At 61.6% G+C, this 13,808-nt stretch carries 12 protein-coding genes; 4 read left to right on the top strand and 8 right to left on the bottom strand.

All coding sequences use genetic code 11. The features are described 5' to 3' along the window. Positions 1 to 44: 44 nt before the first annotated feature. Together ettA and ACR65N_RS10685 are read right to left on the bottom strand one after the other, a co-directional pair. Positions 45 to 1,694 carry an energy-dependent translational throttle protein EttA gene (gene ettA, locus ACR65N_RS10690; protein ID WP_430304020.1) on the bottom strand — a complete coding sequence of 550 codons (1,650 nt, stop codon included), beginning with the start codon at positions 1,692 to 1,694 and terminating at the stop codon, positions 45 to 47. A 109-nt stretch (positions 1,695 to 1,803) separates the two neighbouring features. Next, positions 1,804 to 3,582: a hypothetical protein gene (locus ACR65N_RS10685; RefSeq protein WP_440456987.1), complete on the bottom strand. Its 1,779-nt coding sequence runs from the start codon at positions 3,580 to 3,582 to the stop codon at positions 1,804 to 1,806. A 171-nt stretch (positions 3,583 to 3,753) separates the two neighbouring features. Here ACR65N_RS10685 and ACR65N_RS10680 point away from each other — a divergent pair, with 171 nt between their 5' ends. The 3 genes from ACR65N_RS10680 (at position 3,754) to ACR65N_RS10670 (ending at position 7,656) form a co-directional block, all read left to right on the top strand. Next, positions 3,754 to 4,722, top strand: a complete 969-nt coding sequence (locus ACR65N_RS10680) for an alpha/beta fold hydrolase (protein ID WP_440456986.1) — start codon at positions 3,754 to 3,756, stop codon at positions 4,720 to 4,722. 82 nt (positions 4,723 to 4,804) lie between these two features. Beyond that, positions 4,805 to 6,010: a succinate--glutarate CoA-transferase gene (gene caiB, locus ACR65N_RS10675; RefSeq protein WP_440456985.1), complete on the top strand. Its 1,206-nt coding sequence runs from the start codon at positions 4,805 to 4,807 to the stop codon at positions 6,008 to 6,010. Further along, positions 6,007 to 7,656, top strand: coding sequence for a thiamine pyrophosphate-binding protein (locus ACR65N_RS10670; protein WP_440456984.1), 1,650 nt, complete (start codon positions 6,007 to 6,009; stop codon positions 7,654 to 7,656). The genes caiB and ACR65N_RS10670 overlap by 4 nt, the downstream gene beginning before the upstream one ends. Before the next feature lie 195 nt (positions 7,657 to 7,851). On the opposite strand, the gene ACR65N_RS10665 is transcribed toward ACR65N_RS10670, so the two are convergent. The 5 genes from ACR65N_RS10665 to ACR65N_RS10645 all read right to left on the bottom strand — a co-directional run bounded on the left by ACR65N_RS10665 (position 7,852) and on the right by ACR65N_RS10645 (position 11,313). Beyond that, positions 7,852 to 8,037, bottom strand: a complete 186-nt coding sequence (locus ACR65N_RS10665) for a hypothetical protein (protein WP_440456983.1) — start codon at positions 8,035 to 8,037, stop codon at positions 7,852 to 7,854. A gap of 190 nt (positions 8,038 to 8,227) precedes the next feature. Next, entirely contained in the window at positions 8,228 to 9,229 is a 1,002-nt protein-coding gene (locus ACR65N_RS10660) for a hypothetical protein (protein ID WP_440456982.1), read from the bottom strand. Positions 9,230 to 9,630: 401 nt separating this feature from the next. Next, positions 9,631 to 9,972 carry a RidA family protein gene (locus ACR65N_RS10655; protein WP_430304027.1) on the bottom strand — a complete coding sequence of 114 codons (342 nt, stop codon included), beginning with the start codon at positions 9,970 to 9,972 and terminating at the stop codon, positions 9,631 to 9,633. A gap of 65 nt (positions 9,973 to 10,037) precedes the next feature. Next, positions 10,038 to 10,376 (bottom strand): protein tyrosine phosphatase family protein, encoded by a 339-nt coding sequence (locus ACR65N_RS10650; RefSeq protein ID WP_430304028.1) that lies wholly within the window; start codon positions 10,374 to 10,376, stop codon positions 10,038 to 10,040. Between the two features lie 109 nt (positions 10,377 to 10,485). Beyond that, the gene (locus ACR65N_RS10645; RefSeq protein WP_440456981.1) at positions 10,486 to 11,313 is read right to left on the bottom strand and encodes a DUF4432 family protein; all 828 of its coding nucleotides are present in this window, start codon (positions 11,311 to 11,313) and stop codon (positions 10,486 to 10,488) included. Between the two features lie 195 nt (positions 11,314 to 11,508). Here ACR65N_RS10645 and ACR65N_RS10640 point away from each other — a divergent pair, with 195 nt between their 5' ends. Then, a complete protein-coding gene (locus ACR65N_RS10640) occupies positions 11,509 to 12,900 on the top strand; it encodes a L,D-transpeptidase family protein (RefSeq protein ID WP_440456980.1) in 1,392 nt (463 codons plus the stop codon). A 76-nt stretch (positions 12,901 to 12,976) separates the two neighbouring features. On the opposite strand, the gene ACR65N_RS10635 is transcribed toward ACR65N_RS10640, so the two are convergent. Then, a complete protein-coding gene (locus ACR65N_RS10635) occupies positions 12,977 to 13,693 on the bottom strand; it encodes an AAA family ATPase (protein ID WP_440456979.1) in 717 nt (238 codons plus the stop codon). Positions 13,694 to 13,808: the final 115 nt, after the last annotated feature.

Genomic DNA, 13,808 nt, shown 5'->3' with positions numbered 1-13,808 from the left:
CCGAGGCAGGCGGCTCGAACATCAGTTCAATGTATCCGCAGCAATCAGCGCGTCAGGCGCTTGTAGGCCTGGCTGCCGGGGTTGAGGGCATCGGGGCCGAGGCGACGGATCTTGTCCTGCTCGTAATCCTCGAAATTGCCTTCGAACCATTCCACATGGCCGTCGCCTTCGAAGGCAAGGATATGCGTCGCCAGCCGGTCGAGGAACATGCGATCGTGGCTGATGATGATGGCGCAGCCGGCGAAGTTCTCGAGCGCCGTTTCGAGCGCGCCGAGCGTTTCCGTGTCGAGGTCGTTGGTCGGTTCGTCGAGCAGCAGGACGTTGCCGCCGGCCTTCAGCATCTTGGCAAGATGCACGCGGTTGCGCTGGCCGCCCGACAGATTGCCGACCTTCTGCTGCTGGTCGCCGCCCTTGAAGTTGAAGGCGCCGCAATAGGCTCTGCTGTTCATGTCGAACTTGCCGAGCTTGATGACTTCGGCGCCGCCGGAGATTTCCTCCCAGACAGTCTTCGAGCCGTCGAGCGCATCGCGGCTCTGGTCGACATAGCCGAGATGCACGGTGTCGCCGATGCGCACCGAACCGGTATCCGGCTTTTCCTGGCCGGTGATCATCTTGAACAGCGTCGTCTTGCCGGCGCCGTTCGGGCCGATGATGCCGACGATGCCGCCCGGCGGCAGCTTGATCGACAGGTCGTTGATCAGCGTGCGGCCTTCAAAGCCCTTGGTGATGCCTTCCAGCTCGATGACGACGTTGCCGAGACGCTCAGAGACCGGAATGATGATCTGGGCATCGCCGGGACGGATGCCCTCGGCCGCGTCCACCAGCTGCTCATAAGCCTTGATACGGGCCTTGGATTTCGCCTGGCGGGCCTTCGGGCTGGAGGCGATCCATTCCTGTTCGCGCGACAGCGCCTTCTGGCGGCCTGCTTCTTCGCGGTTCTCCTGCTGCATGCGCTTGGCCTTGGCCAGCAGGTAGGCGGAATAGTTGCCTTCGTAGGGAATGCCGCGGCCGCGGTCGAGCTCGAGGATCCAGCCGGTGACGTTGTCGAGGAAGTAGCGATCGTGGGTGATCATCATGACGGCGCCCGGATAGTCGCGCAGGTGCTTTTCGAGCCAGGCGATGGTCTCGGCGTCGAGATGGTTGGTCGGTTCGTCGAGCAGCAGCAGGTCAGGCTGCGACAGCAGCAGGCGGCAGAGCGCAATCCGGCGGCGTTCACCACCCGACAGCAGCGTCACGTCCGAATCCTTCGGCGGGCAGCGCAGTGCTTCCATCGCCATCTCGACCTGCTGTTCCAGGTCCCACAGGTTCTGGCTGTCGATGATGTCCTGGAGCTTGGCGCCTTCGTCGGCGGTCTCGTCGGAATAGTTCATCATCAGTTCGTTGTAGCGCTCGAGCACGGCCGTCTTGTCGGCAACGCCGACCATGACGTTCTCGAAGGCGTTCTTGGTCGGATCGAGATGCGGCTCCTGTTCCAGGTAGCCGACGGTGGCGCCTTCGGCCAGCCAGGCTTCGCCGGTGAACTCCTTGTCCTGACCGGCGATGATGCGCAGCACCGTCGACTTACCGGCACCGTTCGGGCCGAGGATGCCGATCTTGGCGTCCGGGTAGAAGGACAGGTTGACGTTCTCGAGGATTTTCTTGGCGCCGTAGGACTTGTTCAGTCCCGACATGTGGTAGATGAACTGACGTGCCATGGATAAAGGTGCTCCGGGGGGAATTTGGTTTTGCCGCTATGTAGGCGAAACGAGCCGCCGGAGCAATGCGGCAATGCCGCTGGGGGCGGCTGAACGCGGCTTTTCCCTGCTACCGGAAGGCCGAATGGTCGATCCGGAACAGCCGCAGGCTGCCGGGCGGCCCGTCCGCGAGCGGCACAAGCCCCGGCCATTCGCCGCCCCGCGTCAGGACGGCAAACAGCGTGTCGTCGGCAATCTCCTCCACCAGCGGAAAACGGCAGAGCGCCAGGTAATCGAACGGCGCTGCGGCGTCCCGGCGAACGGCGCTGTCGGTGGACAGGAATGCCCGGTACATCCGCAGCATTCCCGGTGCTGCGCGATGGAAGGGGAGCGAGGCGATCGAGAACCCGGGCGGCAGACCGTCGAGCATCACCAGCCCCAGCGAACTCGGCGCCAGGATCCGGCCCGGCGGAAAATCCTGCAGAACAGACAGATCGGCAACGGGACAGAGATCGACGGCCATGTAGTCTAGCGCATCGGGCAGGAAAGGCTCCGCCGGAACCAGACGCGACAGCAGGATGCCGACCAGCAGGGTGAGCATGGCGGCGGCACCAGTGACCCTCGTCGTTACTCTTGAGCCGCTTTTCACCTGATCCCATACCGGAGGCAGGAACAGCAGCACGCCGACCGCCGGAAATCGGATGAACCGGGTCTGGGCGAATGTCAGCAGCAACAGCGCCGTTGCCACGCAGAAGATGATGAGGAAGGCAGCGTCTCGCTCCTTCAGCCGGTGCCGGAGGATGGGCAGTGTACCGACGACGACGACCAGCAGCAGCCCGAGACTGACGATCTTGATCGTCTCGCCCACCCGGTAGAAATCGAGGAAGGAGTTTTCCTGCTGCACCCGGTCGAGCCACAGGCTGCGCACCAGCGGATCGATCGTACCGTATGGTCCGTCAACACAGGCAGGAAAGGCAAGCACCAGCAGCAGAACGATGCCGATGGCCGGAAGTGACAGCGACAACAGCCGGATCAGGCGGCGGCCGGAATGCACCGACCAGACCGCAATGGAGGTGACTGTCGCATATCCGAGAAATGCGGAAACATACGGTGCGGAGAGCGCATCGCATTCCGTTGACACCATGCGCGATGGTCCAATCAGCAGCAGGCCGGTGACCAGCGTCGCGCTCGCAACCCCGGCAGCAACCGACAGCTGCACGCTGCGGCTCGCTTTGACGCCAGAGATCCAGGCCAGGCCCGGGCCGACCATCAGGATCACCAGGACAGGCGCAAGTTCCAGCCCGATGGCGAAGGATACCCCGCAGGCGGCACCCGCCAGGAACCCACCGAAGGCAGACCAGCGGGAGATCCCGTACAGCGCCAGCATCAGGATGACGATCTGCAGGTTGTGATGGTCGATCCGCCCCGGCATGAATTCCCAGAGCGTCAGCGGCATCATCGCAAAGCTTGCCACGACATGCAGCGGCAGAACCCCGACCGTCTTCCCCGCCACCCGGACGGCCGTCGCCACCCAGAGCCAGCAATAGCTTACGAGCAGCACCGGCTGCCAGAGCCGGAACGCCCACCAGAGGGCATTCTCCGGCGACATGACCGTCCGCAGGGCGAAGGTCAGCAGCACATATGGCAGGTCGACAAGCCGCGACCATGGCGACACGTAGGCGCCGGGCATGTCGATCCCGACGATCGTCAGGTCGAACCAGCGTCCATGCACGAGAAGCTGCCGGATCTGGATCGCCCGTAGCGCGTCGTCGACGTCTCGGTAGTAAATCCGTCCATCGAAAAGATCGAAGCAAAGAACGGCGACGGCAGTTATCAAGGCCGCGACGAAGAGCGGCGAGCGCCGTCCGTCCCGGGCAGCAAAGGATGCATCCGCAGGCTGAGATTTCATGCAATCACTCCCGCGCAACCCGCAGGGCGCCTCGATCGCCCGGCCCGACCGGCAGGTTTAGCAGCAAAGCTCTGCCAATCCATTAAATGCTGTAGAACCCGTTGCTTCTTGTGCCGCGGCTGGGCACAAATCCCGTGAAGGTTCGGCGGGAGACGGCCGCAAGGAGAAACCATGTTCGAAATACCCGAGACGGTGCAGAGCCCGACCGGCGCTGTCCTTTCGCTGCGCCGTCAGCCGGCCGATGGCACAGCGCGCGCCGTCCTGCAGATCTGCCACGGGCTGGCCGAGCACAGCGGTCGCTACCGGCGCTTTGCGCAGTTCATGGCCGGTCACGGCTTTGCGGTCTACGCCCACGACCACCGCGGCCATGGCCTGACGTGCGCCCCCGATGCCGTCCAGGGACGCTTTGCATCGCGCGACGGTGTCGACAAGGTGATCGCCGACGTGAAGGCGATCGCCGACCTTGCGGCGCTTGCTCATCCCGGCCTGCCGATCGTGCTGTTCGGCCACTCGATGGGGGGCCTGATCACCCTCAACAGCGCCGTCAGCCATCCACGCACCTATGCCGCACTGGCGATCTGGAACGCCAACTTCGCAGTCGGCCTGATGGGACGGGCAGCGCAGGCGGTGCTGAAGACCGAGCGGGCGCTGAAAGGTTCGGATGTGCCGAGCACGATCCTGCCGAAGCTGACCTTCGACACCTGGGGTCGTTCGATGCCGGATGCCAGGAGCCAGGCCGACTGGCTGAGCCGCGACCGGGCGGAGGTCGAAGCCTACGAGGCGGACCCGCTCTGCGGCTTTGACATCAGCGTCTCGATGTGGCTGGACGTCTTCGCGATGACGTTCCGCGGCATGGCTCCGGATCTCCTGTCACGGCTGCGCAAGGATATGCCGATCCACCTGGTCGGCGGTGGGCAGGACCCCGCCACCGACGGCGGCAAGGCAATCTCGTGGCTGTCGCATCGCCTCGCCGAGCGTGGCCAGTCGCGCATCACCAAGCGCATCTACACGGAGATGCGCCACGAGACGCTGAACGAGATCGGTCGCGAGCAGGCAATGGCGGAGTTCGCCGATTGGGCCATGGCGGCGCTGGCGCTCGGCCAACTTTCACCGGCGACCGGTGAAGGCGGGCTGGAATGACATCATGACAATTAATCATGTGCCGGACGGCACGGCTGAGGCTATGACACGACGCAGGGCATAGAAGCACGGCGCGAGGAAAATGGCGGGCGAGAGCGGTAAGAAGGCACCACTGGACGGCATTCGCGTCATCGAACTGGCGCGCGTCCTGGCGGGGCCGTGGGCCGGGCAGATGCTCGCCGATCTGGGTGCCGACGTCATCAAGATCGAGAACCCGCAGGGTGGCGACGATACCCGCGCCTGGGGGCCGCCCTTCGTCGAAAGCGACGGCGGAGAGAACCTCTCGGCCGCCTACTACCATTCCACCAATCGTGGAAAGCGCTCCGTCGCGGTCGATTTCTCGACGCCGGAGGGCCAGGAGGTCGTTCGTCGGCTGGTTGCCGGTGCCGACGTGCTGATCGAAAATTTCAAGCTGGGCGGGCTGAAGAAATACGGCCTCGACTACGAGAGCCTGAAGGCCATCAACCCGAAGCTGGTCTACTGCTCGATCACCGGCTTCGGCCAGGACGGGCCCTATGCGGCGCTCGCCGGCTACGACTACATCGTCCAGGGCATGTCCGGCTTCATGTCGGTGACCGGCGCGCCGGACGGCGAACCGATGAAGGCGGGCGTGGCAATCGCCGATATCTTCACCGGCATCTATGCCGTAACCGCCATCCAGGCAGCCCTCATCCACGTGATGAAGACCGGCCAGGGCCAGCAGGTGGACATGGCGCTGCTCGACGTCATGTCGGCGGTGCTTGCCAACCAGAACATGAACTACCTGATCTCCGGCACGCCACCGGTGCGGCTCGGCAATGCCCATCCCAATATCAGTCCCTATGAGGTCGTGCCGACTGCCGACGGCTACCTGATCCTTGCTGTCGGCAATGACGGCCAGTTCCGCCGCCTCTGCGCGATCCTCGGGCTCGCTGCCATGGCCGACGACGAACGATTTGCCACCAACAGGGCGCGCGTCGCCAATCGCGATGCGGTGCGGGCTGCTGTGACCGCCGAGACGGTCCGCTGGACGAAGGCCGACCTGCTTGCCGCCTGCGGCGAGAACGCCGTTCCGGCCGGCCCGATCAACTCCATTGCCGAGATGTTTGAGGATCCGCAGATCGTTGCGCGCCAACTGAGGATCGACCTGCCGGCGGCCGACGGCACTTCCATTGCGGGCGTGCGCACGCCCATCGTCCTTTCCGAGACGCCCCTCTCCTACCATCGCCCGAGCCCGGCGCTTGGCGAGCACACGGCAGAGGTTCTCGCGGAACTCGAACATACAGAACAGAAAAGGCAGACCTCATGAAGACCGGTGGTCAACTCATCGTCGACGCCCTGAAGGCGAACGGCGTCAAGCGCGTATCCTGCGTCCCGGGCGAAAGCTACCTCGCGGTTCTCGATGCGCTGTATGACAGCCAGATCGACGTGCTGGTCTGCCGCCAGGAAGGCGGCGCGGCGATGATGGCCGATTGCTGGGGACGCCTGACCGGCGAGCCCGGCATCTGCATGGTCACCCGCGGGCCTGGCGCCACGAACGCCTCCGCCGGCCTGCATGTCGCCATGCAGGATTCCATCCCGATGATCCTGTTCATCGGCCAGGTCCAGCGCGATGCCCGGGAACGCGAGGCCTTCCAGGAGGTCGAATACCGCCGCGCCTTCACCGAATTTGCCAAATGGGTGGGCGAGATAGACGACGCCCGCCGCATTCCCGAGTTCGTCACCCGCGCCTTTGCCGTCGCCACCTCCGGCAGACCCGGCCCTGTCGTGCTGACACTGCCCGAGGACATGCTGGTCGATGTGGTCGAGGCTCCGGAAGCCCGTCACTACACGCCGGTGGAAAGCCATCCGGGCGCAAGCCACGTGGCAGCATTCGCAGACATGCTGCGCGAGGCGCGCCGGCCGATGTTCATCCTCGGCGGCACCCGCTGGAACGAACAGGCGGTTGCCGACATCCGCGATTTCGCCGAACGCTTCCACGTGCCGGTCGGCTGCTCCTTCCGCCGCCAGATGCTCTTCGATCACCTGCACACCTGCTATGCGGGCGATGTCGGCATCGGCATCAATCCGGCGCTCGCCTCCGAGATCAAGGACAGCGACCTGATCGTGCTGATCGGCTCCCGCATGTCGGAGATGCCGTCGTCCGGTTATACACTTCTCGACATCCCCTACCCGTCGCAGAAGATCGTCCACGTCTACCCGGATCCGGAAGAGCTCGGCCGCATCTACCGCCCGGACTTGGCAATCTGCGCGGGACCAGCCGAATTCGTTGCAGCGCTGCGCGACCTGGAGCCGCCGGCCTGGCCGGTCTGGGCCGAACGCTCGGCTACCATGCACGATGCCTATCTGAAATGGTCGACGCCGCCGAAGACCGGCCCGGGCGAGGTACAGATGGGCCCGATTATGGACTGGATCGAGGAGAACACGCCGAAGGACGCGATCTTCACCAATGGCGCCGGCAACTATGCCACCTGGCTACACCGCTTCCACCGTTTCCAGGCCTACAACACGCAGGCCGCCCCGACATCCGGCTCGATGGGCTACGGCCTACCGGCAGCGGTCGCTGCCAAACAGCTGTTCCCGGAGCGCGAGGTCGTGTGCTTTGCCGGCGACGGCTGCTTCATGATGCACGGCCAGGAGTTCATCACGGCCGTCCGCTACAAGCTGCCGATCATCACGGTGCTGGTCAACAATGGCACCTACGGCACGATCCGCATGCATCAGGAGCGTGAGTATCCCGGCCGGGTCAGCGCCACCGACCTCGTCAACCCCGACTTCGTCGCATTTGCGCATGCCTATGGAGGCCATGGAGAGCGGGTCGAGAAGACGGCCGATTTCGGCGCCGCCTACGAGCGCGCCCGGGCATCCGGTAAGCCGTCGATCATTGAGGTGATGCTCGATCCGGAAGCCATCACGCCGACGAGGACGCTGAGCCAGATCCGCGATCGGTCGTGAGAGGGCATCGGTGATCTAGGTGTAGCTTAAGCAATCGGCCGAACTCAGACAGGCTAGGAGTCGCGTGTGTGGCCTGTGGGCCATTGGCAAAACTTGAAACATAGCGAGCTACTAGATGCCGCCCGCGAACAAGCCAGTGATTTCATATCGTTCGAAACGAAAATAGGTCATGCGAGGATGGGAAAGCGGGCTCGATTATTCCACGCTGTCCGCCTCAGCTGTTGTCTCCTTTTTCGACGGAAGACGCTCTAGCTTCTCCATAAAAGCCTTCCCGGGAGAATAAGTGTACTCTTCTCCCACATTCTGGCGGAGGTGCTCTTTGAGCAACTCCATTTTGGTTTGGGTGCGTAATTCGTAACGCTCGTCGTCGGTGAGGTCCATACCGTTTTGCGATGCGTAGGAAACGTCACTAGCTATTATGCTCACCTTAAATAGCTCCTGGCGGCGGCCATTTATTGCTATGATCTCCGATATCAAACTCTAAGAGTTGTGTAGCAAATAGCCAGTATAGTTGCGGAGACAGCAACGTACGGGATTCTGGATATTAAGAAGTCAACAATACTAACCTGACCTAATGTCTGAAACGCGTCAAGCAACCGCTCAGAATTGCTGAACAGGCGATATGTAACATAAATAATACACCGACAGGAACCGAACAAAGAATCGCATAGAGCCGTACATTTCTCGTTCCCTGCTTTACATAACCCGCAAGCTCAGTGGGAAATAGATTTATGTTAGCCTTCAATTCGCGTAGATCTTTCCCCAAACGCGATATGTGAGCAGTCAGATCTTTTCGTTCTTCGGTAAGCTGATCAATATTTTGCTGTATGGCTTCTTCTCTTTTCGCTTGATCCCCCAGAACCGTTTTTGCAACAGCTATTTCCTCTTGAATTTTCTTATAATGGCCAGAAACCTCCTGTAACTGAATTTCAAGAGATTTTATTTCAGCACCTTTTTCGTCAAGCTTCCGATCCAGCTCATCGATTTGCTCTTGATTAGCTTGTATCTCATCAAAGGAAATTTGTGCTCGAGCAAAATACTTGCTCAGGCTGTCTTCAGCCCTCTTCATCTCCCGATCTGCGTTCTGAGCAAATCGGACCATTCCAGTTATATGCTCTTTTTCGACACCTGAAACTTCCACTTTCGTAATTTTTGCGGTCTTGAAAAAACCTGTTTCAGATGGACGGAGACCGAAGCCCTTAATGAAGTCATTGACTGAAAAAACAAATTCCCCCTCAGAGAAGGCAGCAGTCAGATGTCTCTCCTCCTGGCTGAGATAAGGCACAAAGCTGAACTCCATTTCGTTGTAGGTCTCATATCCTATCGCATTAACTCGCACGGTAGTAATGTAGATGACTTCGCGCAGATCGAAATCAAGCCACGTTTTGCGACCCTTGATATAACCGTCTTCCGTCTCGTTACCTACGAGGTTCGTTGAACGGCGCGATTTGTGAGAGAAGAAACTCAGGTCGATATTGATCGGCTCCGGAAGAGCACGGGAGAAAGCGGCTTCAATTGCCGTCATGTCGGGCTCAGACGGCGCATCAATGACGCTAGCTTCTCTATCATTCATCGATCAAATCCTACATGCGAGTGTGCGAAAGAAACATTGTTGTTTGACGCCTCGAACAACGTAAATATACAAAAAATCGCATTACTATTCGACAAAAATCAGACTACAGATCCATCTATTGGAAAAAATTCGTCAAAAGTGAACTGTTGAACAAAAGTGCTTCTCAATTTCGGAGCCTTCGGCCTCGCTTCCATGCGTTAAACACACGATGATCTTCATAGTGGCTTAGGCAACTACTAGCGGCACCAGTGGTTCGAACGAAGGCGCAACTTCCAACCTACGTTCCCCGATAAGCAACGACCTATCTCCGCTCGCACGCCACCCTGCGCCCAAAGCAAAACCGCCCGAAGCCTGGCGGCCGCGGGCGGTTCTGATACTCACTGATCTGTTGGTCGGTCGGCTCAGAGAGCGGCGGTGACGATGAACTCGACCTTGTAGTCCGGCGTCGCGAGCGCTGCTTCGCTGGTGGCGCGGGCCGGCGGGTTCGCCGGGTCGATCCAGCCTTCCCAGACAGCGTTCATTTCGCCGAACGTCGACATGTCGGAGAGGTAGATGATCGTCTGCAGGATCTTAGACTTGTCGGAACCGGCAGCGACCAGCAGCCGCTCGACTTCGGCGAGCGCCGAGGTCGACTGTTCCGTCACCGACGTTCCCTCACCGACCTGGCCGGCCAGATAGACGGTGTTGCCGTGGACGACGGCGCCGCTCATGCGCTTGCCGGGTTCGATACGCTTGATGCTCATGGAGATGCTCCTCATGGATGAGCTGATACTGAAACCGCAGGCGGTTCCGTGGGAAAGGGTCAGTGTCAGCCGCGCAGGTGCTGGCTCTTCTCGTAGATCGCCGTGGAGCGGGCACCGGAGCGGCAGTAGCCGAGCATCGGGCGTGGGAACTCGTCGAGAGCGTCGACCATGCCGCGAACCGCATCTTCATCGACACCCATCCGGCCAACCGGAATATGGGCGATATCGAGCCCCAATTCCTCGGCACGGGCGGAAATCTCGGCGAACGAAGGCTGGCCGGGCTCCTCCTCGTCCGGACGGTTGCAGACGATCGACTTGAACCCCATGGCCTTGATCTGATCGAGATCCGCAACGGTAATCTGTCCGGTGACGGCGTATTCGTCGTTGATCTGGCGGATGTCCATGGCATGGCCTTTCGGAACGGTCAAAACAGGGGTCTTCACTTACGATGGCAGCCGGATTGCGTCAATGCGGCGCGGCCTTTGCTGGTACCGGCGATGTCTCGGGCATGTATCAGACGAAGCAGAAGCGCAGGCTGTATTCGGCGCTCTCGCCGGGCTTCAACATCTTCAGTTCGCCCGACTTCTTCAGCTCTTCGCGCGACACCCAGCGATGCGACACCGGCTCGATGCCGAGCACATGCGCCGGAGCCTTCTGGTTGCGCCAGACCTGCAGGTGAGGCAAGCCTTCGGTGCGGAACCGGACTTTCAGCGTGACCCCGCCAAGCGCCGCGATCGGCCCGAGCATCACCTCGGCCCATTCCTCGCCGGGCACGGCCGCCGGAACGCAGAAAACACCGCCTGGCTCCTCGCCGAAATTCCACGGGAGACCGCCGCCCTCGAGCATCTTGCCGGACAGGCGCACGTGATCGTCGAACAGCCAGGCGCCGATGTTCATGTGGTACATGTGGACCCGGGCGAACGGCGTGGCGCCGACATTGATCACCCGGTCGGAAAGGCAGACCTCGCCGCTCGACCCGTCGATACGCCAGTGCCGTTCGAGAACCGCCTGCCCGCCATCTGCGGTATCGACCGGGATGCGAGCCTTGCATTCAGCGTCCTCTCCTTGCGCATCCCAGAACAGGATTTCTGCCGGATGCGCGGAAAAGGATCCGTGCAGCGGATAGCGCCGCCCCTGGGGATCGCCGTGGATCGGCTCGGGATGACGGATATGGTCTGGCCCGCAGGTGAACAGGAAGCCCTCAAGTGAGTGATCGATTCGCGGATCGCCATCGTCGGGAATGGCGCGCCCGGGGGCGATGTCCGTTCCATTGACGATCATGCTGCCGATATCGAGAACGCTGCTCGGATCGAGGAAAAGCTTAGGGCCTTGGGCCGCCATCAGTGCCTTCAAGCATCACCTCCACGGTTCCGGGCTTGCTGCAGCCCCCATGAACCCACACATTAAGGCTTCGTTCACCATAACTTTCTATTTTTCCACACTGGCGTCAAAATTCGACTGTCTGAGGAAAGCTGAAACGTTGGGAACGAGGCGGACAGACCGCCGTTACCTATTGAAACTGAAATCGGTGATATCGTGAAGTCCGCACTCCTGACAAGCATCAGCCTTTCTCTCGCACTGTCCGTAGCTCTGTCACAGCCGGTCGCTGCGCAGGGCGCCTATGGCGGCTACGGCGGGCAACCGATCCTCGTGGCACCCGATGGCGCCATCCTCGATTATGTGCCGGAAGCCGGCCAGGTGGTCATCAGCCGCGACCAGATGGGTCGCCGCACGCTGCTGGATCATTATGGCAACCTGATAGCCACGGAAATGCGCGGCGACGCCTATCGGCCAAACGACGGCTATGCATCCCGGCCGCAGGCTCCCTACCCTGCTGCCCCCCGTTACGACGACCAGGCAAATGGCGCCGTACGTGACTATCGTCAGTTCCGCGACGGGGATCCCGCCGACGTGACGAGCGGCATTCCGCGCGACGGCGCAATCGAGCGCCTGCCGCTCGATGCCGACGGCGGCTTCATGGACGACAGCCAGCAGGAAGCAGCCCTGGAACCCAGTCAGCCGGCGCTGCCGCAGCCGAACCTCGTCCCGCGGACCAATCAGCAGGTAATCTCGGTCACCAAGAAGCCCGAGGCCGAGATCGTCGCGCTGCAGGTCTATCTCGACCGCCAGGGCATTTCGCCCGGCGTCATCGACGGCCACCTCGGCGACAACGTCAACAAGGCGGTCGCCGCGTGGCAGGAAATGAGCGGCGAGACGCTCGACCCGAACAATTCCGAAGACATCATGCAGCGGCTGTCCTATTCCGGCGGCCTGCCGATCGTCGACTACACGATCACCCCGGCCGATGCGGCCGGTCCGTATGTCGCCTCGATTCCCGAGGACTACGCTCACAAGGCACAGCTGCCGGCGATGTCCTTCACCTCGACGACCGAGGCACTCGCCGAACGTTTCCACATGGATGAGGGATACCTCAAGGCGCTCAACCCGAATGCCGATTTCACCGTTCCGGGAACGACGATCAAGGTTGTCGTGCCGGGCGAACCGAAGACCGGTGAAGTCGTGCGGATCGTCGCCGACAAGAGCCGCGAGCAGGTGTTCGCCTATGGCTCCGACGGCAAGCTGGTAAGCGCCTACCCGGCGACCATCGGCTCGTCCGACACCCCGTCGCCGACCGGGACCCATACGGTGCAGCGCATTGCCCTCAACCCGGGCTATACCTACAATCCGAAGATCAATTTCCAGCAGGGCGCCAACGACAAGATCCTGCAGATCCCGCCGGGTCCGAATGGACCTGTCGGCACGGTCTGGATCGCCCTATCGAAGCCGACCTACGGCATCCACGGGACGCCTGAACCGTCGAAGATCGGCAAGACCAACAGCCATGGCTGCATTCGACTGACGAACTGGGACGCCACCGAGCTTGCCAAGATGGTCAAGCCCGGCACCGTCGTCGAGTTCGTCGACTGATCCTCAACCGAACATTACCACAAGAAAAAGGGCGCCCTCACGGCGCCCTTTCTCGTTTCCCGATCCTGGCTGCCGGTCAGGCCGCAGCGCGCCTGAAGTTGAGGATGCGCGGTGCGCCCGAACGGATGATGCGAACCGGCATCAGCCGCTTGACTTCGTCTGCCAGGGCGCGGGCGTTGTCGCGCGCCTTGTCGAGGTTGGAGACCTTTGCCGGGTCCAGCGAATACAGGGTGCCGCCGACTTCGAACAGTTCGCGGAAGGCCGTACGCTCGTTGATCGGCGTATTGAGAACGTTGACGCCACGCTGCGCCAGGAGCCCCTTGATCGCCACCAGCGACCGCGTCGTCACCATCGGCGCGACGCGCGTCAGCACCACCGAATGGGCGATCACAAGCCCCGCACGCTCCTTCATCATCGCCAGCAGGTCGAGGATCTGCGCCGCGCCCTTGGCGTCCATGGCCGAGCCCTGCACCGGGATCATCACGTGATCCGAAAGCCCGATGGCCGTCGTCACCATCGCGTCGCGGGCACCGGCCAGGTCGATGATCAGGTAATCGGAGGTGGCCGCCGCCTCGCGCAGATGACATTGCAGCGACGCGACCGTAACCTCCGTGATGATGGTGATGTTGCGCACCGCGCCGGACATCTCGTGCCACTGGCTGATCCAGCGCTGCGGATCGGCATCGATCAGCGTCACCCTATGTCCTTGATGAGCAAGCTCGGTCGCGAGCAGCAGTGCCGCAGTGGTCTTGCCGGCTCCACCCTTGGCGTTCGCGAATGAAATGACTGGCATTATCTGTCCTTGAGGAGAATGGAGCCGCATCGCTCGGTATGCACCGCAGATCATGGTGCTGATGGCTCGATCCTGCTCAAACAGGGTTAATGGTTCGTAAACCGGCCCTCCGTCG

The sequence above is a fragment of the Rhizobium sp. SAFR-030 genome (genome assembly GCF_059415005.1).
This window is presented reverse-complemented; position numbering and strand designations above follow the sequence as displayed.